The sequence below is a fragment of the Streptomyces sp. NPDC058279 genome, assembly GCF_042881255.1.
Taxonomy (GTDB): domain Bacteria; phylum Actinomycetota; class Actinomycetes; order Streptomycetales; family Streptomycetaceae; genus Streptomyces.
Window position 1 is genome coordinate 17,136 of the sequence record NZ_JBHVYA010000006.1, and the last position, 23,003, is coordinate 40,138.

At 71.5% G+C, this 23,003-nt stretch carries 14 protein-coding genes; 6 read left to right on the forward strand and 8 right to left on the reverse strand.

The features are described from left to right. The first annotated feature begins 13 nt into the window (after positions 1-13). Together ACFVXJ_RS13830 and ACFVXJ_RS13835 are read left to right on the forward strand one after the other, a co-directional pair. Positions 14-4,291 carry a ricin-type beta-trefoil lectin domain protein gene (locus tag ACFVXJ_RS13830; RefSeq protein ID WP_389661926.1) on the forward strand — a complete coding sequence of 1,426 codons (4,278 nt, stop codon included), beginning with the start codon at positions 14-16 and terminating at the stop codon, positions 4,289-4,291. Between the two features lie 243 nt (positions 4,292-4,534). Beyond that, on the forward strand, positions 4,535-6,751 hold the full coding sequence (locus ACFVXJ_RS13835) for a germacradienol/geosmin synthase (RefSeq protein WP_389661927.1): 2,217 nt from the start codon (positions 4,535-4,537) through the stop codon (positions 6,749-6,751). An 84-nt stretch (positions 6,752-6,835) separates the two neighbouring features. Here ACFVXJ_RS13835 and ACFVXJ_RS13840 read toward each other — a convergent pair whose 3' ends face one another. The 7 genes from ACFVXJ_RS13840 to ACFVXJ_RS13870 form a co-directional block, all read right to left on the reverse strand. Next, complete coding sequence (locus ACFVXJ_RS13840) at positions 6,836-8,068, reverse strand: GNAT family N-acetyltransferase (RefSeq protein WP_389661928.1); 1,233 nt, start codon at positions 8,066-8,068, stop codon at positions 6,836-6,838. A 515-nt stretch (positions 8,069-8,583) separates the two neighbouring features. Beyond that, complete coding sequence (locus tag ACFVXJ_RS13845; protein WP_389661929.1) at positions 8,584-9,828, reverse strand: YncE family protein; 1,245 nt, start codon at positions 9,826-9,828, stop codon at positions 8,584-8,586. Between the two features lie 129 nt (positions 9,829-9,957). Further along, positions 9,958-11,109, reverse strand: a complete 1,152-nt coding sequence (locus ACFVXJ_RS13850) for an XdhC family protein (RefSeq protein ID WP_389661930.1) — start codon at positions 11,107-11,109, stop codon at positions 9,958-9,960. 73 nt (positions 11,110-11,182) lie between these two features. Beyond that, positions 11,183-12,646: an NCS2 family permease gene (locus ACFVXJ_RS13855; protein ID WP_389661931.1), complete on the reverse strand. Its 1,464-nt coding sequence runs from the start codon at positions 12,644-12,646 to the stop codon at positions 11,183-11,185. Between the two features lie 340 nt (positions 12,647-12,986). Continuing rightward, positions 12,987-15,392: a xanthine dehydrogenase family protein molybdopterin-binding subunit gene (locus ACFVXJ_RS13860; protein WP_389661932.1), complete on the reverse strand. Its 2,406-nt coding sequence runs from the start codon at positions 15,390-15,392 to the stop codon at positions 12,987-12,989. A 2-nt stretch (positions 15,393-15,394) separates the two neighbouring features. Then, positions 15,395-15,994: a (2Fe-2S)-binding protein gene (locus ACFVXJ_RS13865; protein ID WP_389661933.1), complete on the reverse strand. Its 600-nt coding sequence runs from the start codon at positions 15,992-15,994 to the stop codon at positions 15,395-15,397. 2 nt (positions 15,995-15,996) lie between these two features. Further along, positions 15,997-16,893 carry an FAD binding domain-containing protein gene (locus ACFVXJ_RS13870; RefSeq protein ID WP_389661934.1) on the reverse strand — a complete coding sequence of 299 codons (897 nt, stop codon included), beginning with the start codon at positions 16,891-16,893 and terminating at the stop codon, positions 15,997-15,999. Positions 16,894-17,142: 249 nt separating this feature from the next. On the opposite strand from ACFVXJ_RS13870, the gene ACFVXJ_RS13875 reads away from it, so the two are divergent. Beyond that, positions 17,143-18,819: a PucR family transcriptional regulator gene (locus tag ACFVXJ_RS13875; RefSeq protein WP_389661935.1), complete on the forward strand. Its 1,677-nt coding sequence runs from the start codon at positions 17,143-17,145 to the stop codon at positions 18,817-18,819. 179 nt (positions 18,820-18,998) lie between these two features. Next, on the forward strand, positions 18,999-19,757 hold the full coding sequence (locus ACFVXJ_RS13880; RefSeq protein ID WP_389661936.1) for a hypothetical protein: 759 nt from the start codon (positions 18,999-19,001) through the stop codon (positions 19,755-19,757). Positions 19,758-20,036: 279 nt separating this feature from the next. Here ACFVXJ_RS13880 and ACFVXJ_RS13885 read toward each other — a convergent pair whose 3' ends face one another. Further along, on the reverse strand, positions 20,037-20,711 hold the full coding sequence (locus ACFVXJ_RS13885) for a GntR family transcriptional regulator (protein ID WP_389662172.1): 675 nt from the start codon (positions 20,709-20,711) through the stop codon (positions 20,037-20,039). Positions 20,712-20,863: 152 nt separating this feature from the next. Between ACFVXJ_RS13885 and ACFVXJ_RS13890 the strand changes: the two genes are divergently transcribed. Both ACFVXJ_RS13890 and ACFVXJ_RS13895 read left to right on the forward strand, forming a co-directional pair. Further along, positions 20,864-21,685, forward strand: a complete 822-nt coding sequence (locus ACFVXJ_RS13890; protein ID WP_389661937.1) for a (2Fe-2S)-binding protein — start codon at positions 20,864-20,866, stop codon at positions 21,683-21,685. Between the two features lie 231 nt (positions 21,686-21,916). Beyond that, positions 21,917-22,975: a DUF2637 domain-containing protein gene (locus ACFVXJ_RS13895; RefSeq protein WP_389661938.1), complete on the forward strand. Its 1,059-nt coding sequence runs from the start codon at positions 21,917-21,919 to the stop codon at positions 22,973-22,975. Positions 22,976-23,003: the final 28 nt, after the last annotated feature.

Here is a 23,003-nt window from a genome sequence, read left to right on the forward strand (position 1 = left end):
AGCCGGGGCCGCGTTGCTGTCTCTCGGCGCGGGTCTGCTCACAGGGCCACCCGCCCAAGCCGCCACGCCCACCGACGACACCCGCGCGCACGGCCCGGCCAACGACAACTGGCCCGCGCCCACGGGCAAGCCCGCTACGAATGCCGAGGCGCAGGCCGTGGAGGGGGCGCGGGTCCAGGCGAAGCAGACCGGCAAGGCGGTGTCCATCGGGCACCTCACCACCGGCAACTCCCAGACCTTCGCCAATCCCGACGGCACGCTCACCACCGACTCCACCCCGGTACCGGAGCGGGTAAAGCGGTCGGACGGCACCTGGCTGGCGCTCGACGCCACCTTGCGGGCGAACCCGGACGGAACCGTCTCTCCCGCCGCCGCGGCGTCGCGGTTGGCCTTCTCCGGCGGCGGCAACGGCCCCATGGCGACGATGACCTCCACCGACGGCAAGAAGCTGTCCCTGAAGGCGCCCTTCGCGCTCCCCAGGCCCGTCCTCAACGGGCCCGACGCGCTCTACCAGGGCGTGCTCCCCGATGTCGACCTCCAACTGACCGCCACACCGGTCGGCGGCTGGCGTCAGGTGCTGATCGTCCGCACCCCCGCGGCCGCGGCCGACCCCACGGTGAAGAGGATCCAGCTCGCCGTCGAAGCCGACGGTCTCACGGTGAGCGCGGACGGCGCCGGCAACCTCAAGGCCGCGGACGACCAGGGCAAGACCCGCTTCTCCGCCCCGACCCCGCTCCTGTGGGACTCCGCCGCCACCGCGGCGAACAGCCCCGCCGCGGCTCAGGCACCGACCGCCAAGTCCGGTGCCCGCAGCCTCCAGGCGGCCCCGACCGCGGACCAGCCGACCACCGGGCAGCCCGGCGCCGGACAGTCCGACGCCGAACGACCGGCCGTCTCCAGCGCCGGCGGCCCCGGCCAGGGCGCGGCTGTCGCCCCGATCGCCACGTCGACCGACTCCAAGACCATCCAGCTCGTCCCGGACGCCACCGTCCTGGGCAAGGGAACCGGCCCCTGGTACATCGATCCGGGCTGGAACCCGGACGTCGACAACGGAACCCAGGCGTGGTCGCAGGTTCAGGAGGCCTACCCCGACACGAACGAGTACAACGCCACCGCCGACGGCAAGGACACACCCGCCACCGGCTACTGCGGTTACTCGACCTGCACGCGCAAGGGCCGCGAGCGCGCCTACTTCCAGGTCGGGGTCAACTCGGTCCTGCAAGGCGCCGTCGTCCTCGACGCCCGCCTGTACGCGACCGTCGTCTCCTCCTCCAGCCCCAGTACCCCCACCCCCATGGGGCTGTACCTGACCGGGTACATCTCCAACCCCACCATGTGGACCCGGCAGCCCTGCGGCACCGGTTCGACCATGCAGGGCTGCGCCAAGATCGGCTCCGTCACCATGTCGGGGTCCGGTGAGATCTCCTTCGACGTCAAGTCGCAGATGCAGACCGCGGCGCGGGACAAGTGGCCCACCTTCTCGTTCGGCCTGGCGCCCGACGACGAGAACAACATGTACTACCGGCAGCGCTTCGCCAACACCCCTCACGTCAAGGTGACGTACGACATCCAGCCCACCGTATGGTGGCCCCGCAGCCGCCCCACTCCCGGCTTCGCCGACACCGCCTCCTACGCGGACTGTCGCACGGCCGGCACGGCAAACCCCTGGGACAACCCGGGCTGGATCGGCGCCAACAACAACATCACCCTGACCACCTCCACCTACTCGGCCACCGGCCGCCAGCTCCAGACCACGTTCCAGTTCTGGGACGACGACAACGCCGGCAAGACCGAGTACGCGACCACCGGTTGGAACGGCAGCTATGGAGAGGCCACCGTCGACATCGGCCGGCTGACCGAGGGCCACCAGTACGGTTGGACGGCACGCACGACCGACGAGACGCTCACCAGTGCCGAGACCGATTGGTGCTACTTCCGCGTCGACCGCACCGCGCCGACCGCCTCGGTCAGCTCCACCGACTTCCCCGAGTCCGGCACCATCGGCGCCCACCCCAAGCTCGCCGGCCAGGAGGGCACCTTCACCCTCACCGGCGCCGACCCGGTCCCGGCCGCCGGCGGCCGTACCTCCGGCCTCGCCTGCGCGCGCTGGACCACCGACCCGATCAAGGCCGCGGCCACCAACTGGAAGTGCACCGACACCGACCCGGGCGTCACCAAGCTGACCGGCGGCAAGGCCGCCATCAAGGTCACCCCGTCCCGCTGGGGCACCAATTTCGTGTACCTGCAGACGCAGGACGTCGCGGGCAACCTCTCCCAGCCCGTCGCGTACAGCTACTACGCGCCGTCCAACCCCAGCAGCGCGGCGCCCCTCTTCGGCGACGTCGACGGCGACAAGAAGGCCGACATCCTGCTGCCCGACACGGCCGGCAACCTCCGCCAGATCGGCGGCGGCACCGACCCGGCAGCGGCTCCCAACGCCCGGATCCGTCCGGCCCCCGGCGGCAACGGCTGGAACGGCATCCAGATCGCCCACCGCGGCAGCCTGGGCTTCAAGGACATCGACGACCTGATCGCCCACCAACCGGGCAACACCAGCCTGCACCTCTACACGAACAACGGCATCGGAGGCCAGTTCGACACCCAGGCCCCGACCACCGTCGTCAAGCCCGCCGGCTGTGCCAACCCGGCCGGTACGGTCATCGACTGCGCGGCGAACGGGTACGGCGCCAACTGGGCCAACATCACCCAGATCGCGGCCTTCGGGTCCCCTGCCGGCGACACCCTGGACGGCGACGGAGCGCTGCCCCGCACCTCCCTGCTGTTCATCGAGAACGGGCGCCTGTGGCTGGCTACCGCCGGCTCCACCAACCAACTGGCGGCGAAGGCCGTCCTGCTCTCCGCCAACGACCAGCGCTGGGACGGCTACGAGCTGATCGCCCCGGGCCGGGCGCAGGGCACCGTTTTCCCGACCCTGTGGGCGCGCGCCAAGTCCGACGGCACGCTGCACGCCTTCTCCGTCAAGGGCACGGCGGACAACCCGGACCTGACCGGCTTCACCGACCCGGCAGCGGGTGTGCTGACCGGCAAAGTGGACCCGACCGCCTACCCCCGGGTCGGCTCTAACGGCGACCTGAACGGCGACGGTCTGCCCGACCTGTGGGCCGTTGACGCCAAGCAGCAACTCGTCGCTTTCAACGGCGTGGGCACGACCGGCACGAACCCGACCGTCACGGGCCTCGACACGGCGACCATCACCTTGGGCAACCTCAACATGCCCAAGGCCCAGTGGAAACTGACCGGCCAGACCGGCACGACCACCCCCAGCTCGGTCGGCACCTACCCGGCGACCACGTCCGAGGTCACCTTCCCCTCGGAGAAGATCGGCGACCGCACCTCCGCGTACGCCGCGTTCGGCGGCGCCGGCTCGGCCATCACGACGACCGCGCCGGTGGTCGACACCCGCAAGAGCTTCACCATCAGCACCTGGGCCAAGCCGGGCGCGCAGGGCGGGCTCATCACCAGCCAGGACGGCACCAAGAACAGCGCCTTCGTCCTCTACGCGGATCCGGCCGACGGCAACTGGCGCTTCGGCCTCGCCATGGCCGATGACGGAAGCTGGCCGTACGACAGGTCCGACGCCCTCAACACGACCGCCCGGTACACCCCGGGTACCTGGCAGCGTCTGACCGCCGTCTACAACGCCGAAACGGGCTTGATGAGCCTCTACGTCAACGGCACCCTCGCGGCCTCCGGCAACCACCTGGCTTCGACCAGCCCGGCGGCAGCCGGCCCGCTGGTGATGGGCCGGTATCAGGTCGCCGGCAAGCCGGACTTCTTCGGTGGGTTCACCGGCGGAGTCAGCAACCTCGCCGTCTATCCGTACGCGGCGCCTCCCACCACCCCGGGCAGCACGACGAAGATCTCCTACACCCTGACCGGCACGAACTGCGCGGACCTGGCCTCGGACGGCGCGAAGATCCAGATCTGGGACTGCAACGAGACCAACGGCGGCCTTGCCCAGAAGTTCGACATCCGGACCGACGGAACCATCCGCATCCAGGGCAAGTGCCTGGACGCCAAGGACGCCGGCACCGCCTCGGGGACGCTGGTGCAGGCCATGACCTGCCACGACCACCCGGCTCAGCAGTTCCTGCCGCGAGCCGACGGCAGCGTCTACAACCCTGTGTCGGGCCGATGCGTCGACCTGAACCAGGGCGCCACCACCAACGGGGGCCAGCTCCAGCTCTGGGACTGCAACCAGAGCAACGCCCAGCGCTGGACCCTCCCCGCCCTGGGCACCGCCCCGCTGCCGGTGCCCAGCACCGCGTAGGGCCCGCGCGCGTCGGCGCACACCGAGGAGGCCGTCTCCCCTGCCCGGGGAGGCGGTCTCCCGCGTTTCCCGCCCTTCCATCCCACGCCGGACGCCGCCCTGCCGAGGAAACACAACTTCGTCACCTGAAGCGGTGAACCCACCCTTAGCCGGGGGTCGGGCGGGGTAGGGCAGTGCTGATCTCGTGCGGGGGGCCGGATCCTCGGGGTCCCCGCACCCTCGGACGGAAAGGCCCTACCCGCCGTGACACAGCCGTTTCAACTGCCGGATTTCTACGTGCCCTATCCGGCGCGACTGAACCCGCATCTGGAGGCCGCCAGAGCCCACACCAAGCGGTGGGCCCGCGGCTTCGGGATGTTGGAGGGGTCCGGCGTCTGGGAGGAGAAGGACCTCGACTCGCACGACTACGCGTTGCTGTGCTCCTACACGCACCCCGACTGCGACAGCGACGCGCTGAGTCTGATCACCGATTGGTACGTGTGGGTGTTCTTCTTCGACGACCACTTCCTGGAGTTGTACAAGCGTTCCCAGGACCGGGCGGGCGCCAAGGCATACCTCGACGGCCTGGCCGCGTTCATGCCCATGGACCTGGCCGACGGGTTCCCGGAACCGACGAACCCGGTCGAGGCGGGGCTGCGGGACCTGTGGCTGCGCACGGTGCCCGCGATGTCGATGGACTGGCGGGAACGATTCTCCGAGTCGACGAGGAACCTGCTCAACGAGTCGATGTGGGAACTGGCCAACATCAACATCGGTCGGGTGGCGAACCCGCTCGAATACATCGAGATGCGCCGCAAGGTAGGCGGCGCGCCCTGGTCGGCGGGGCTGGTGGAGTACGTGTCCGCGGAGGTTCCCGCGAGGGTCGCGCGCTCGCGGGCACTCGGCGTGCTGCGGGACGCCTTCTCCGACGCCGTGCACATCAGGAACGACATTTTCTCCTACGAGCGCGAGGTCGGCGACGAGGGTGAACTCTCCAACGCCATCCTGGTGTTGGAGACCTTCCTCGGCTGCACCACCCAGCAGGCCGCCGAATCCGCCAACGACCTCCTCACCTCCCGCCTCCAGCAGTTCGAGCAGACCGCCCTCGCCGAACTCCCCCAGCTCTTCGCCGACCACGCCATGGACCCGGCCGAGATCGCGGCCGTCCTCGCCTACGCCAAGGGCCTCCAGGACTGGCAGTCCGGCGGCCACGAATGGCACATGGTCTCCAGCCGCTACATGAACAAGGAGGCCCGGGCCACCGCCCCGGTCACCCTGCCGTTCCTGCCCAGCGGCCTCGGCACCACCGCCCTCGACCTCCGCTCGATCCTGGAACCCCGGGCGATGGAACTGCGCCGGCGCAGCTTCACCCACGTCCCGTTCGAGCCCACCGGCCCCTCCGTGATCCCCGACATCTACATGCCGCACCGGCTCGCGCTCAGTCCACACCTCGCGCACGCCAGGGAGGAATCGGTGGCCTGGGCGCGGCGCATGGGCATGTTGGATCCCCAGCCCGGCGATCCCGGATCGGCCATCTGGACCGAGGAGAAGCTGCGCGGCTACGACTTCGCCGTCTGCTCGGCCGGCATCGACCCCGACGCCACCGCCGAGTCGCTCGCGCTGAACGCCTCGTGGCTGACCTGGGGCACGTACGGCGACGACTACTACCCGGTGGTGTTCGCGCAGGGCAAGAACCTGCCCGCCGCCAAGGTCACCACCGCCCGTCTCATCTCCATGATCCCCCTCGACCACGCCGAGCAGCCCGAACCGGCCACCGCCATGGAGCGCGGCCTCGCCGAACTGTGGGTGCGTACCAGCGCCGGCATGTCCCCCGAGCAGCGCACCGAGTTCCGGGCCACACTCGTGGACATGTTGGAGAGCTGGCTGTGGGAGGTGGACAACCAGATCCAGAACCGCATCCCGGACCCGGTGGACTACGCCGAGATGCGCCGCCGCACCTTCGGCTCGTACCTGACCATGTACCTGTGCCGGCTCGGACACCAGGGGCGGGGCATCCCGGAGGAGATCTACTCCTCGGGCACCATCCGGTCGTTGGAGAACGCCGTCGCGGACGCCGCGTGCCTGATCAACGACATCTTCTCGTACCAGAAGGAAGTGGAGTTCGAGGGCGAGGTCCACAACTACATCCTGGTCACCAGGAACTTCTTCGACATCGGTTATCCGGAGGCCCTGCACATCTGCCACGACCTGATGACCCAACGCACGGAGGAGTTCGAGCACATCGTCGCCCAGCAGTTGCCGCTGCTCTACGACGACTGGAAACTGAGCGCGGAGGCCCGGACCGCCCTCGACAGCTACGTCGACGAACTCAAGGACTGGCACGCGGGCATCCTCAACTGGCACCGGAAAATCCGCCGTTACCGCCCGGAGGACCTGCACCGGCTGCCGGACGGTCTGTCCACCAAGGTCTGGGACTCCGCGTTCGGGATGTCCGCGGCCCGGATCTCCCTGCCCGCCTGACCCCCGCGGCGCGGGGGCGGTCCGCTCGCCCGCCCCCGCCCCTCCCGGGCCCTCGGCCCCTGGGCCCCTGGGCCCCTGGGCCCCTCAGAACTCGTCGGCCGTGTGCGGCAGCAGGTCCACCCGCAGCGCCGCGTCGAGCGCCGCCGCCGCGCCCCGCGAGCGCTCCTCCACCAGCCCGGCGGCCACCAGCTCCGTGACCCGGGTCCCGCCCAGGTAGACCGCCGCCAGTTCCCTGACGTCCAGGACAAGATCGGGGTCGGCCCCGGCACCCTCGAACGTGGCGCCCTGCGGCCCCGCCTTGAGTCGGAACCGGCCGGCGTTGGCCGGCAGGTGTACGTCGGCCAGTTCCAGCACCACTTCCACCGGCGCCGACCACGCCCGGGCGGTCAACGCGGCCCGTACGTCGACCAGGCGCAGCCAGAGCGCCGGGAACAGGGCGGTCACCCGCACCTGGTCCCGGTCGGCGGCGAAGGACAGCAGCGGGTCGTCCGGCGGCCGGCACCACGCTCGCACCGTGCCGGTCAGGTCGAGGGAGGCGACGCACTGCCAGAGGGCGGCGGCGACCTGCGGGGTGTCGGCCTCCAACTCGTCCACCCGGACCATGCCCGGGGTACGGAACGGGCCGTCGTCGCCCTCCGGCTTCGTGCGGTAGAGCACGTAGCCCGCCACGGGTCGGCCGGGCTCGCCCGACGCGATGATCCTCGGCGGGCTGAACTCCTCGTCCTCCTCGTCCTCCTCGCACAGCCATCCGTCGGTCCAGCGAACCCGGTCGCGGCTTGGGCGGCCGGCCCGGGTCGCACGGGCGGCCTCGTGGTACGGCCCGATCACGGCGGGCGCGTCGGCCGGATCGATCAGCCGCAGCGGGCGCCGGTCCGGCTCGACGCGCAGGGCGAGCGGCCGGGTCGAGTCGATCTCGACGGTGGCGCCCTGCGTGGCGCCGCCGAAGCCGAACCGGCCGTAGATGGCGGCCTCCGAGGCCCACAGCGCGGCGATCGGGGCGCCCTCGGCGGCGGTGCGGCGCAGTTGCTCGTGCATGAGCGCGCTGAGCACGCCCCGGCGGCGGTGGGTGGGGGCGACGGCGACGAAGGTGAGGCCGGGGCAGGGCAGGTCCGCCCCCGGCACCGAGAGCCGGAAGTCGTGGGCGGCCATGAAGCCGACGAGGGCGTGGCCGTCGTAGGCGCCGATGCGCCCGCACCGGGTCAACAGCGTGTGGTGCCGCTCGCGCACCTCCTTCCCCGGCCGGTCGTGGAAGGCCAGATACGCGAGTTCCAACGCGCGGTCGATGTCGGCTTCGGGTACCGCATGGATGTCCACCATGATCCGGAGACTAATCGGTCATCGGGGACCGCTCATCTCATAATGGCCGGATTCGTCAACCTGGCCAGTTCCGGCGCCTGCTCGAAGAACCAGGTCCCGACCGGAGCGCGAAGACGGGCAGTGTGCCCTGTCGGACGGCCGTGCGCGCGGCGCCCGGGCCGCAGCCCGGGCCGGGGTCTGGTCGCCCAGCCGGACGGTGTGCGGGTCGCGGCCGTCGCGGTGAGCGCCTCGGCCCTCGGCCTCCGCCCCCGTCCGGCGGCGGGCGGATCGGGCTCGGCGGTCGCCGTGGCCGCGGTCGCGGGAGCGGCGAGCGCGGCGCATACGGCGCCGAACAGGGCTGTGCGGGCGAGGAGTCGGCGGTACCCGGCCCGGACGCCGGCGCAGCGCACCGGCCCGGGTCAAGCACCGTTGCCCCGCCGGCCGACGACCACGACCCGCCCGTGGGCGGCCCCGACGTGGCGTCCGGGTGTACGGCGGTAGTGGCGCGCCGGCGTACGGGCGCACTGCGGTACGGGTCAGCGCGCCGACGGGCCGCTCCAGCCTGCCGGGACGTGGCCGAGCCGGACGCGCTGGGGGTGGTCGCCGACGGGCACGGAGACCCGCTTGGTGCCGGTGGCGAAGTCGATGGCGGTGACCCGGTCGGCTCCGCTCTCGGAGATCACGCAGCCGCGTCCGTCTCCGTCTACCGTGGCCCAGTAGGGCTTCACGGCGGGCACCGGCGGCGCTTCGGCGAGGGTGGCCCGGTCCACGATCGTCGCGTAGTCGTCCATGGTTCCCGCGACGCAGAGCTTGTTGCCGTCGGGGCTCATCGACAACCCGTGGTGGCGCGAGTCGTTGACCCAGGTGGTGCGGTCGGTGCTGGTGGCGGGATTGCCGGGCAGTTCCTTGATCCGGGTGATGCGGTCGGCGGCCAGGTCGTACTCGACCACGCCGTTGAAGAAGGAGACCTGGAAGTAGAGCTTCGACTCGTCGGGGCTGAACGCCATGGGCCGCACGGCGTCCGAGAGGTCGGGGCGGCCGAAGGCGTCGAGGCGCTCGCGCATGTCGATCACCCGGACCGTGCGGAAGGTGCGGGCGTCGACGACCGTGATCTTCCGATCGCCCTTCGTCCAATCCAGCCAGGGCGCGTCGAGGGCGGAGGTGACGTCGCCGATGGAGCTGTTCCACAGGTAGCGGCCGCCCTGCGTGAAGGTGTTCTCGTGCGGCTTGTCCCCGGTACTGAAGGAGCCGACCTGGCGGCCGGTGGCGATGTCCAGGACGTGCACGGTGTTGGCGGTCGAGGCGGAGACGGCGACCCGGGTGCCGTCCGGTGACAGCGCCATGTGGTCGGCGCGGTACCCGGCCACGGGGAAGCGCCAGTTGATCCGGCCGGTGCGGACGTCGAGGGAGACGACATCGGCGAAGCTGGGCCGGGAGGCGACGACGGCCGAGCCGTCGGGCGTGGTGTACATGTCGTCGACGTACTGGTCGTGGCCCTCGCCCGCCGTGGCGCGGATGCCGAGGAAGAAGCCCAGCTTCACCGGGTCGAGGTAGATCTCCCGCAGCCGCTCGTCCTTGTCGGGGATGACGTTGATCCGGCCGACCTTGGCGAGATCGCCGGTGGAGGCGAGCACGTCGGCGGTGCCTTCCCAGTTGTTCCCCACGAACAGCACCTCCCGCGGGGCGGAACCGGACTGCGGCGCGGGAGCGGGAGCGGCGCCGAGCGTGGCCGTGGCCAGCAGGCAGGCGGCGAGCAGGGTACGCGCGGGGAACCGGGACATTCGCTCAACTCCGTTACGGAAAGGCGCTGTTACCGGCCGGTAAAATAGGCGGAACGACGAAAGGGCGCAACCCTTCGGGTCACGCCACTTGGTGCGAATCGATTCGGCTCAGGGAAGCGGGTCAGCTCTTCAAGCGACGGAACCGATCCGGCCCAGCACGGTGTTGGCGCCCTCGCGGTGGATCGGTATCCGGGCGCCGGTCAGGGAGGCGCCGGTGCCGCCGCGTCGGTTGGCGACGATCTCGGCGGCGATGGACAGCGCGGTCTCCTCCGGGGAGCGGGCGCCGAGGTCCAGGCCGATCGGGGAGCGCAGCCGGGCGAGTTCCAATTCGCTCACGCCGACCTCGCGCAGCCGCTTGTTGCGGTCCTCGTGGGTACGGCGGGAGCCCATGGCGCCGACGTAGGCCACGGGCAGCCTGAGGGCCGTCTCCAGCAGCGGGACGTCGAACTTGGGGTCGTGGGTGAGCACGCACAGGACGGTACGGGAATCCACCTCGGTGGACTCCAGGTAGCGGTGGGGCCAGTCGACCACGATCTCGTCCGCCTCGGGGAAACGATTCTTCGTGGCGAACACCGGCCGGGCGTCACACAGCGTGACGTGATAGCCGAGGAACTTGCCGATCCGCACCAACGCGGAGGCGAAGTCGATGGCGCCGAAGACGATCATCCGCGGCGGCGGGACGCTGGATTCGACGAGCACCTTGAGCGGCTCTCCGCAGAGCCGGCCGTCGGCGCCGAGCTCCAGCACCCCGGTCTGGCCCGCGTCCAGCATGGCGCGGGCTTCCTCGACGATGGTGCGGTCCAGCTCGGGGTGGGCGCCGAAGCCGCCCTCGTACGAGCCGTCGCCGCGCACGACCGCCGCCCGGCCCACCAGCTCCGCCGGGCCCTCGGCGATCCGGGCGACCGCCGCCGCCTCCCCACGGGCGGCGGCGGCCAGCGCGGCCGCGAGCACCTCCCGTACCGGAGAGCCCGAGGAGACCGGGGTGACCAGGATCTCGATGACCCCGCCGCAGGTCAGACCCACGGCGAAGGCGTCGTCGTCGCTGTAGCCGAAGCGCTCGGTGACGCTCTCGCCGTCCTGGAGGGACTGCCGGCACAGGTCGTACACCGCGCCCTCCACGCATCCGCCGGACACCGAGCCGATGACCGTTCCCTCACCGTCGACGGCGAGGGCGGCCCCGGGCTGCCGTGGGGCGCTGCCGCCGACCGCCACGACCGTGGCGACGGCGAAGTCACGACCCTGCTCGACCCACCGGTTGAGTTCTTCGGCGATGTCCAGCATGTTCGGCCTCCTCGGAGGGGTTCGGCTTCCAGTATCGGATGCGTGGAGGGTCAGGGGGCGGTCACGGGCCGCCCTACTTGACGCCCAGCAATCCCTCGATGGGGTGGAGGGCGAAGTAGACCAGGAAGATGCCGGTCAACGCCCACATGAAGGCACCGATCTCACGGGCCTTGCCCTGCGCGACCTTGATGGCCACGTAGGAGATCACACCGGCGGCGACACCGGCGGTGATCTGGTAGGTGAACGGCATGATCACCACGGTCAGGAAGACCGGGATGGCGGTCGCGCTGTCGGCCCAGTCCACGTGGCGGGCGTTCTGCATCATCATCGCGCCGATGACGACCAGGGCTGCGGAGGCGACCTCACCCGGGACGATCTGCGTGATCGGGGTGAAGAAGAGACAGGCGGCGAAGAAGAGGCCGGTGACCACGGAGGCGAGACCTGTGCGGGCACCCTCGCCGACGCCGGTCGCGGACTCGACGAACACGGTCTGGCCGGAGCCACCCGCGATGCCACCGATGGCGCCACCGGCGCCGTCGATGAACAGCGCCTTGGACAGGCCCGGCATGCGGCCCTGCTCGTCGGCCAGCTTGGCCTCGGTGCCGACGCCGATGATGGTGGCCATCGCGTCGAAGAAGCCGGCGAGCACCAGGGTGAAGACGATCATGCCGATCGTCATCACGCCGACGTCGCCCCAGCCGCCGAACTCGACCTTGCCGAACAGCGAGAAGTCGGGCATCGAGATGGCGGAGCCGGAGAGCTCCGGCGGGCCGTTCTTCCACGCCTTCGGGTCGATGTCGACGACGGCGTTGAGGATGGCCGCGAGGACGGTACCGCCGACGATGCCGATCAGGATCGCACCGCGGACCTTGCGGGCCTGCAGCATGAAGATGGCGAGCAGGGTGACGCAGAAGAGGAAGACGGGCCAGCCGGCGAGCTGACCGGTCGCACCGAGGCTGACCGGAGGCGCGAACTCCGGACCGTTGCCCACGAAGCCGGCCTTGACCAGCCCGATCAGGGCCACGAAGAGGCCGATGCCCATGGTGATCGCGTGCTTGAGCGCGAGCGGGATCGCGTTCATGATCATCTCGCGGAGGCCGGTGACGACCAGGAGACAGATCACGACGCCGTACATCACGCACATGCCCATGGCCTGCGGCCAGGTCATGTGGGGCGCGACCTGCGAGGAGAGCACGCCCGAGACGGACAGGCCGGCCGCGAGGGCGAGCGGCACCTTGCCGACGAAGCCCATGAGGAGCGTGGTCAGGGCCGCGGCGAAGGCCGTGGCCGTGATCAGAGCCTTCTGGCTCATGGTGTCTCCGGCGACGTCCTTGCCGGAGAGGATCAGCGGGTTGAGCAGGAGGATGTACGCCATGGCCATGAAGGTCGTGACGCCGCCGCGAATCTCGTTGCCGAGGTTCGATCCTCTGTGCGTTATGTGAAAGTACCGGTCGAGCCAAGAACGTCCGGCGGGGGGGCGAGTGCCGTCGCCGGCCTCTTCCGCGGTGGTCTTGGGCTCCACAGACGACTGGGTCATGGTGCCTAACTCCCAAGGTTCAAAGGGGCACCCGCATGGGGATTGGAGATCGCGGGATTTGGGATGCTGCGTTTGGCTGCACGACCCGGGGTGACGGCCCGAGGCGACGCGATGGTTACTGCGGTGGTGCGGGTACTGCGGTGGTGCGGGTACTGCGGTGCTGCGGGTACTGCGTGGGGGGGACTACCGCCGGTGGGACGGGCCGCGAGCGGTGCGGTCCGACGGGTTCCGACGTGGTACTCCGGGCGGTGCGACTGGTGAAGTGTGACGTTCCCGTTGTCACACCGCCCGGAGAGTCTGTGGGGGTCCGGGGGCCTGGCGGCCCCGGGACCACGCCGTCCTAGAGGGTGCCGGTGAGGGCTTCCGGACGGATCGGCGTCTTGTTGAGCTCCAGCCCGGTCGCCTGCCGGATCGCCGCGAGGACGGCCGGGGTGGACGAGAGGGTCGGGGCCTCGCCCATACCGCGAAGGCCGTACGGCGCGTTCGGGTCGGCGAGTTCCAGGACGTCGACCGGGATGGTCGGGGTGTCGAGGATGGTCGGGATCAGATAGTCCGTGAAGGACGGGTTGCGCACCTTCGCGGTCTTCGGGTCCACGATGATCTCCTCCATGATCGCGACGCCCAGGCCCTGGACGGTGCCGCCCTGGATCTGGCCGACCACGGAGAGCATGTTCAGGGCCTTGCCGACGTCCTGGGCGGTCGCGAGCTCGACGACCTTGACGAGGCCGAGCTCGGTGTCCACCTCCACCACCGCGCGGTGCGCGGCGAAGCTGTACTGGACGTGGCCGTTGCCCTGGCCGGTCCTCAGGTCGAACGGGACGGTCGGCCGGTGCCGGAACTCCAGCTCCAGGTCGATCGCCTCCTCGCCCTCCAGGATGTCGGCGATGTCCGCGAGGACCTCGCCGCCGTCGGTGACGACCTTGCCGCCCTCCAGGAGCAGCTCGGCGGTCGCCCAGGCGGGGTGGTAGGAGCCGTTCTTGCGGCGGCCGATCTCCAGGACGGCCTCGCGGACGGCCTCGCAGGTGTTCTTCACCGCGCCGCCGGTCATGTACGTCTGCCGCGAGGCGGACGTCGAACCGGCGGAGCCGACCCGGGTGTCGGCCGGGTGGATGGTCACCTGGGTGACGCCCAGCTCCGTACGGGCGATCTGGGCGTGGACGGTGACGCCGCCCTGGCCGACCTCCGCCATGGCCGTGTGGACCATCGCGACGGGTTCGCCGTTGATGACCTCCAGGCGCACGCGGGCGGTGGAGTAGTCGTCGAAGCCCTCGGAGAAGCCGACGTTCTTGATGCCGACCGCGTAGCCGACGCCGCGGACGACGCCCTCGCCGTGGGTGGTGTTGGAGAGGCCGCCCGGCAGCGCGCGGATGTCCGCGCCCTCGCCGGCGGTCTCCCACTGGCGCTCCGGCGGCAACGGGCGGGCCTTGACCCGGCGCAGCAGCTCGGCGACGGGGGCCGGCGAGTCCACGACCTGTCCGGTGGGCATGATCGTGCCCATCTCCATGGCGTTCAGCTGCCGGAACTCGACCGGGTCCATGCCCAGCTTCGCCGCGAGCTTGTCCATCTGGGCCTCGTACGCGAAGCACGCCTGGACGGCGCCGAAGCCGCGCATCGCGCCGCAGGGCGGGTTGTTCGTGTAGAGCGCGATCGCCTCGATGTCCACGTCGTCGACGACGTACGGGCCCACCGAGAGCGAGGACGCGTTGCCCACGACCGCCGGGGAGGCCGACGCGTAGGCGCCGCCGTCCAGGACGATGCGGCACTTCATGTGCGTGAGCTTGCCGTCCTTGGTGGCGCCGTGCTCGTAATGGAGCTTCGCCGGGTGGCGGTGCACGTGGCCGAAGAAGGACTCGAACCGGTTGTAGACGATCTTGACCGGCTTGTTCGTGGCCAGGGCCAGCAGACAGGCGTGGATCTGCATCGAGATGTCCTCGCGACCGCCGAAGGCACCGCCGACGCCGGAGAGCGTCATGCGCACCTTCTCCTCGGGGAGGCCGAGGACGGGGGCGATCTGCCTGAGGTCCGAGTGCAGCCACTGGGTGGCGACGTACAGGTCGACACCGCCGTCCTCGGCGGGTACGGCCAGGCCGGACTCGGGGCCGAGGAACGCCTGGTCCTGCATGCCGAAGGTGTACTCGCCCTCGACGATGACGTCCGCGCGCTTGCGGGCCTCCGCCACGTCGCCGCGGACGATCGGCTGGCGGTGCACGATGTTCGGGTGCGGGACGTGACCGATGTGGTGGTCGTCGCGGCCCTCGTGGATCAGCGGCGCGTCGGGGGCGAGGGCGGACGCCTCGTCCGTGACGAGCGGCAGCTCACGGTAGTCGATCTTGATCTTGGCAGCCGCCCGGCGGGCGGTCTCCGGGTGGTCGGCGGCCACGAGGGCGACCGGCTCCCCGTGGTGGCGTACCCGACCGTGGGCGAGGACCGGGGTGTCCTGGATCTCCAGGCCGTAGTTCTTCATCGCGGCGGGCAGGTCGTCGTAGGTCAGCACCGAGTAGACGCCGGGCGTCGCGAGCGCCTCGGAGACGTCGATGGAGACGATCTCGGCGTGGGCGACGGTGCTGCGCAGGGTCTGGCCCCACAGCATGTCCTCGTGCCACATGTCCGAGGAGTACGCGAAGTCGCCGGTGACCTTCAGGGTGCCGTCCGGGCGGAGCACGGACTCGCCGATGCCGCCCTGGTTGTGCTTCTGACTGACGTTGGTCGGTGCTCCGGCCGGGACCGGGCGGGCGTTCTGCGCCATGGTCAGACCACCTCTCCCTGACGGGCGGCCGCGAGGCGGACCGCGTCGAGGATCGTCTCGTAGCCGGTACACCGGCAGAGGTTGCCGGACAGGGCCTCACGGATGTCCTGGTCGGACGGGGAGGGGTTCGTCTCCAGCAGCGCGTCGGCCTGGACCAGGAGGCCCGGGGTGCAGAACCCGCACTGGACGGCGCCGGCGTCGATGAACGCCTGCTGGACGGTGGAGAGCGGGGCGCCCTCGCCGGTCCGGGAGTCGGCACCCCTGGCGGACCACTGCTTGGCCTCGTCCAGGGCGACGCCCTTGGTGCAGCCGCCGGCGCCGCAGGCACCGCCGTGGCCGTGCTGCTCGCGCTGCTTGGCGAAGTCCGCCAGGCCCTCGACGGTCACGACGTCGCGACCCTCGACCTGGCCGGCGGCGACGAGACAGGAACAGACCGGCACGCCGTCGAGACGGACCGTACAGGAACCGCATTCGCCCTGCTCACAGGCGTTCTTCGAACCGGGCAGACCCAGCCGCTCGCGCAGGACGTACAGGAGGGACTCGCCCTCCCAGACGTCGTCCGCTTCCTGCTGCCGGCCGTTGACCGTGAAATTGACGCGCATGATTACGCAGCCCCTTCGAGCGGGCGGCCGTTGCCGGTACCGCGGTACTGCTCCCAGGTCCAGACGAGCTGGCGGCGAGCCATGATGCCGACCGCGTGACGGCGGTACTTCGCCGTGCCGCGGACGTCGTCGATCGGGTTGGCCGCGCCGGAGGCGAGGTCACCGAACTGCTTGGCGATCGACGGGGTGATGACCTTGCCGGACTCCCAGAAGCCGCCCTCTTCGAGCGCGGCGTTCAGGAACTCCTCGGCGACCTTGGCCCGGATGGGGGTCGGCGCGGCCGACCCGATGCCGGTGCGGACCGTACGGGTCCGCGGGTGCAGGGCCAGGCCGAAGGCGCACACGGCGATGACCATCGCGTTGCGGGAGCCGACCTTGGAGTACTGCTGGGGGCCGTCCGCCTTCTTGATGTGGACGGTCTTGATGAGCTCGTCCGGGGCCAGCGCGTTGCGCTTGACACCCGTGTAGAACGCGTCGATGGGGAGCAGGCGGGAGCCGCGTACGGATTCCACCTCGACCTCGGCGCCGGCCGCGAGCAGCGCGGGGTGGGCGTCACCGGCCGGCGAGGCGGTACCGAGGTTGCCGCCCACACCTCCGCGGTTGCGGATCTGCGGGGACGCGACCGTGTGCGAGGCGAGCGCGAGGCCGGGCAGCTCCGTACGGAGGTTCTCCATGATCTGCGTGTACGGCACGGAAGCGCCCAGGCGCACCACGTCCTCACCGACCTCCCACTCGCGCAGCGGGGCGACGCGGTTCAGGTCGAGGAGGTACTCCGGCCGACGGTGGTCGAAGTTGATCTCGACCATGACGTCGGTGCCACCCGCGATGGGCACAGCGCTGGGGAACTCGGCCTTGGCGGCGAGTGCCTCCTCCCAGCTTGCGGGGCGAAGGAAGTCCATGAGCGGCCCTCTTCTTCATCGTGTCGTTCACTTCAAGCCAGGCGTCCAGAGGCACTCGACCGGTCGTTCACGTGGTGTTAACGCGGTGTGTAGCCAGTACACAAGCCGGTCCTCCTTCGGGTGCAGTCACCGAAACCATGAAGGAGTTGGCTGACGACCTCCCTCGTCTTGTAGATTCGTATGAAAGGCAGGATGCGACGACCTGCCCGATTTCCAACGGCAACATCGAGACAGATCGGCGGCGACATCATGCGGCTGCGCGCACTGCTGGAAACCGAGGCGCTTGGGCTGCGGCTGCTGGGCGGCGAGGAAGAACTCGACCGGACGGTCCGCGGGGTCATGACGACCGACCTGAGGGATCCCAGCCGATACCTCTCCGGAGGCGAACTTGTCCTGACCGGCCTGGCGTGGCGAAGAAATTCAGCCGACTCCGAGCCTTTCGTACGAATCCTTGCGAGTGCGGGGGTCGCCGGGCTCGCGGCCGGCGAGGCGGAACTGGGGGACATCCCCGACGACCTGGTATCGGCCTGTCTGCGCAACCGGCTGCCCCTGTTCGCCGTGAACGAGGACGTCGCGTTCGCCACCATCACGGAGTACGTGGTGCGGCAGGTCTCCGGGGAACGCGCGGGGGACCTGGCGGCGGTCGTGGACCGACACCGCCGCCTGATGACATCGGGTCCGGCCGGTGGCGGCCCCGATGTGGTGCTCGATCTGCTCACCACGGACCTCGATCTCCGGGCCTGGGTGCTCTCCCCGACCGGCCGGCAGATCGCCGGAGCGGGCGAGCCGCTGGCTGCGGGCATCTGCGCGACACTGGCCGGCGAGCACCTGGCGGCGGTCCGGACGGGCCGTAGGGGACCCCACCGGATCTCGATCCAGGGTATTACCTACTCGCTGTTTCCGATCAGGGGACACGGGCGGGCCCCGGGCGCCGTCACCCGCGACGTTCGCGAAAGCGTGCTGTCCGACTGGCTGCTCGCCGTCGAGGCGGACGCGGGCGACTGGCCGGCCGAGCGGCTCGACCTGCTCCAGGGCGTCACCCAGCTGATCGCCGTCGAGCGGGACCGGCGGGACGCGGCCCGTACGGTGCGCCGCCGGCTGGCGCAGGAGGTGCTGGAGCTGGTCCAGACGGGTGCCCCGCCGGCCGAGATCGCCGCCCGCCTGCGGGTGGCCGCGCCGGTGCTGCTGCCCGGGCTGGGGGCCGCCCCGCACTGGCAGGTGGTGGTGGCCCGGGTCGACTGGGACAACGGGGACATCCCCGGCGGCCCGGTGGCTCAGTCGCTGCTGGAGGAGATCCTGGTCGACCCGTCGCTGTCAGGGCCGGAACCGTCCGACCGGATCGCGGTGGCCCATTCGGGTGACGAGGCCATCGCGCTCGTGCCGCTGCCCGCGCTGCCCGGGGAGCCCGGGGAGGAGAAGGGCCCGGACTCCGCGCTGCACGCCGACGAGCTGCTGGCGACCGTACGGGAACCCCTGGCGGCCGGTCTGGCCGAGGACGGGCGCCTCACGTTGGGCGTCAGCGCGGCCGTGCACTCCGCCGAGGGGCTGCGCGGGGCGCTGGAGGAGGCCCGGCACGCCCGCCGGGTGGCCGCCGCCCGCCCGGGGCGGGTGTGCGCCGCGGGCCACCACGAGCTCGCCTCGCACGTCCTGCTGCTGCCCTTCGTCCCGGACGACGTCCGGCGCGCCTTCACGGCGCGGCTGTTGGACCCGCTGCGGGACTACGACCGCCGGCACCGGGCCGAGCTGATCCCGACGCTGGAAGCCTTCCTGGACTGCGACGGCTCCTGGACCCGGTGCGCGACGCGGCTGCACCTGCACGTCAACACCCTGCGCTACCGGGTCGGGCGAATCGAGCAGTTGACGGCGCGCGACCTCTCCCGGCTGGAGGACAAGCTGGACTTCTTCCTGGCCCTGCGCATGAGCTGATCGGACGCCGCGGGAATCGCTCCGGCGGCGGAGGGAACGGCTGACGAGTCGTCCGGACTTTGTGAAAGAGTTCACCCGACCCCTTGGCCGGAGCCGTTGATCCGTGCTCTCATTTCGCCCCAGGGCTCAACGACGTGCTGCTCGATTGCTTTGGGGAGGGCAATGTGGCGGATACCGCCATGTCCGGTGCGGGATCCACGGGGGGAGACGACCCCCTCCAACGGGCGATATGGCGGCTGCGCTCGCGCGGCTGTTGGACCGACGCGGCGGCCCTGCTGACGCCGCACGCGGGCAGCGCGCGGGCCGCCGTGCAGCGGACCGCGCTGCTGGTCGAACGGTGCCTGTTCACGGGCCAGGGCTGGGCAGAAGCGGAGGACGCCCTACGGATCGCGGAGGCGGTGGCCCAGGACGACGAGGAGCGGGGCGCGGCGGCGTGCGAGCGGGGCCAACTGGCCTACGCCGCGACGGTGCTCGGGGTGCGGGACCGGGCGGACGAAGCCCGCTCGGCGCTGGGCCGGGCGGCGGCGCTGCTGTCCCTCGGGTCCCGGAGCCGGCCGCTGCTGGACTTCCGCCGGGGCCTGGTCGCCGAGCACCTGGCGGACGCCCCGGACGCGGCCCGACCGGCCTACCATCGGGCGCACGCGGGGGCGACGGCGCACGGGGACACGCTGCTGCTGTCCTTCACGTGGCGCCACCTGGCGGCGTTGGCCCTGCGGGACGGCGAGGTGGCGGAGGCCCGGGACGGCTTCGCGGAATCCCTGCGCATCCGGGAGGAGCTGGGCTTCCTGGTGGGCACGGCGCCGGCGCTGGCGGCCCTGGCCGAAGTCGAACCGGAACCGGAGGCGACCCGTCTGCGGGCGGAGGCCCGCCGCCTCTTCCACCTCCTGGGCGGCATCCCCACCTGGCTGGCGGACCAACTCCACCCCAACCCGGCCTGACCCCTGCCGGGGGCCGCACGGTGCGGGACCCGGCGCGGCACGCGGGGGGGTCCACCGGACGGCGCGGGACCCCACCGAGCCACCCCGGCCCGCCGGACGGTGCGGGACCCCGCCGCAGAACTCGTACCAGCCCGCCGGCCTTCGGTGTGCGGACCAGTCAACCCCCCATTCCACCCTCGCCGGCGTTTGAGGCGCGGGGTCCGGGGCGGAGCCCCGGGGGGAGCCCGGCGCAGCCGGGGTCGCACCGGCCCGGCACGCCCGGTCCTCCCCGAGGGAGAATCAGCCGGGCGCGCCCGCGAAGTGGTCCCGTACCAGGGACTCGACCGCCCCGACCTCGCCCGCGATCAACGCCTCCAGCAGCGCCGCGTGCTCCGCCGCGTCCGCCACCAGCTCCGCCCGCCGAACCCGGGGCGCGCCCGGCAGTGGAAGCATCGCCCGCCGGTGCAGCTCCTCCGTCAACCGCACCAGCTGGTCGTTCCCCGCCAGCGACAGCACCGCCCGGTGGAACGCCCGGTCCGCCTCCCCGTAGGCCGCCAGGTCACCGGCCCGCGCCGCCTCCCCCGTCGCCGCCGCCGCCGGCCGCAGCCGGGCCCAGGCCGACGCCGGTACGTCCCGCGCCAGCCTCAGCATCACCGGTACCTCCAGCAGCGCCCGTACCTCCGCCAGCTCCGCCAGCGCCTGCGGGCTGCGGCTCAGTACCCGGAACCCCCGGTTCGGGAGGCATTCCACCGCCCCCTCCAGCGCCAGCTGCTGCATCGCCTCGCGCACCGGAGTCGCGGACACCCCGAACCGCTCGCCCAGCGCTGGGCCCGAGTAGATCTCGCCGGGTACCAGCCCGCCGTCGACCAGCGCGGCGCGCAACGCGTCCAGTACCTGACCGCGCACCGAATGGCGGCGCACCTTCCGGTCCGGAACCGTCTCCCGGTCCGCGTCCTCGACCGTGTCGGCCGACACCCGGTCGTGGGCCGTCTCGTGCACTCGGTCCTCCTCCGGGTCTCGACCTGCTCCGAGAATAGCGACACGACCCGCCCTGCCCCCGACGCGCCGACCCCACCGATCCAGTAAGGTAAGGCTTACCTCTGATGATCAGCGATCGGTGTGCCGCCATGACCCTCCCGACCTCGGCCGTCACAGCCGCCTACCGACGCCTGGCCGAGGTCTACCCCTCCCTGGAGATCGACGAGCTGGGTCCCCACGACCCCCTCCCCCGCGACGCGGGCTGGTCCGACGCCGACGAGCTCGCCGCCGGCGGCCCGGCGCTCGACGCCCACCTCGCCTGGGACGCCGCCCAGGTGCTCCGGGACTACGGCCGCCCCGGGCGCCCCGACGTGGTGGCCGGCTTCGGCTTCCACCGGTACGCCTGGCCCGCCTGCCTGCTGATCACCGTCCCCTGGTTCCTGCAGCGTCGTGTACCGCGCCCGGCGCGGGTGGCGTTCCACCGCGACCTCGGCCGCCTCCGCGTCGAGGTCGACGGTTTCGCCTGCCTCCCCGACGATCCGGCGGCCACCCTCCCCGGAGCCCGGGTCGTACCCGACGAGGACGCCCTGCGCCGCGAGGTGCGCGACGCCGTGGCCGCCCACCTCGGCCCGGTGCTGGAAGGTTTCGACCCCCGCATGCGGCGCGGCCGGCGCGCCCTGTGGGGGATGGTGACCGACGAGGTCGTCGAGGGGCTGTGGTACGCCGGACAGTTGCTCGGCGAGGAGCAGCGGGCCCGGGCCGAACTGGAGGCGCTGCTGCCGGGCTCGACCGCCCCGTACCCGGCGGGCGCGGGCTTCCGTACGCTCGCGGGCCCCGACGGCGCGCCCCTGCCCACCCGCGACCGGGCCGGCTGCTGCCTCTTCTACACCATTCGGCCCGAGGACACCTGCCTGACCTGTCCCCGCACCTGCGACGCGACCCGCGTCACCCGCCTCACGGCGACGGCCTGACCCTCCGGTCCGCGCCCCGTCGCCGGCGGGGCCGAAGGCAACCCACCCGTGCGGGTGACCTTGATTCGAACGCAACTCGCGCCGCTCGCAGGCTCGTTCGAGTGACAACGCCCTATCCGGCGTGCGCCACCCCCCGAAGGCGTCCGCTTGACCCGAAACCCGTGTGCGCGGCCGACCGGCTGCGCCACTATGGCGCCCGGAAAGCCGCATACGCGAGGCAAGGACATCCGCATGAGACTGACCGACATATCGCTGGACTGGCTGCTGCCCGGCGGCCTGTTGATCCTGGGCGTACTTGCGGCAGTGGCGGTACTGGCCCGGGGCAAGCGCGAGAGCGAGAAGGCCGCGGCCGAGGACACCTGGGAGCGCAGCGAGGAGCGGCGCCGGCGCAAGGAGGCCGTCTACGGGACGGCCTCGTACGTCCTGCTCTTCTGCTGCGCTGCCGTCGCCGCCGCGCTCTCCTTCCACGGTCTGGTCGGCTTCGGCCGGCAGAACCTGAACCTCTCCGGGGGCTGGGAGTACCTCGTCCCCTTCGGCCTCGACGGCGCCGCCATGTTCTGCTCGGTACTCGCGGTCCGCGAGGCGAGCCACGGCGACGCGGCGCTCGGCTCGCGCATGCTGGTCTGGCTGTTCGCGGGCGCGGCGGCCTGGTTCAACTGGGTGCACGCGCCCCGCGGCAGCGGTCACGACGGCGCCCCGCAGTTCTTCGCCGGGATGTCGCTCTCCGCGGCCGTCCTCTTCGACCGGGCCCTCAAGCAGACCCGCCGGGCGGCGCTGCGCGAACAGGGCCTGATCCCCCGGCCGTTGCCGCAGATCCGGATGGTCCGCTGGATGCGGGCGCCCCGGGAGACCTTCGGCGCGTGGTCGCTCATGCTGCTGGAGGGAGTCCGCACCCTCGACGAGGCCGTGGACGAAGTGCGCGAGGACAAGCGGGAGAAGGAGCAGGACCGGCATCGCAGGCGCGATCAGAACCGGCTCGACCGGGCGCGCATCAAGGCGCTGGGCCGGCAGAACAGGGCGTTCGGGCGTTCGCGCGGTCGCCAGGTCGAACTGCCGGGGTTGGTCCCCGGGTCGGGCTCCGCGCCGGTCGGCGCGGAGCCGGCCATATCGGAAGCGGAGAAACTGCCCCTGCGACGCCGGCCCTCCCTGCAAGCCGTGAACGCCACCGACTCCGTTGATCCGACCGGTCCGCGGACGGTCGACCTCACCGCCGAGGACGACACCCAGACGATTCCGCGGCTCGACTCGTTGGAGCGCAAACTCAAGGACCTGGAGCAACAGTTCGGCTGATCGTCCACACCGGGGCCGGGTCCGGACG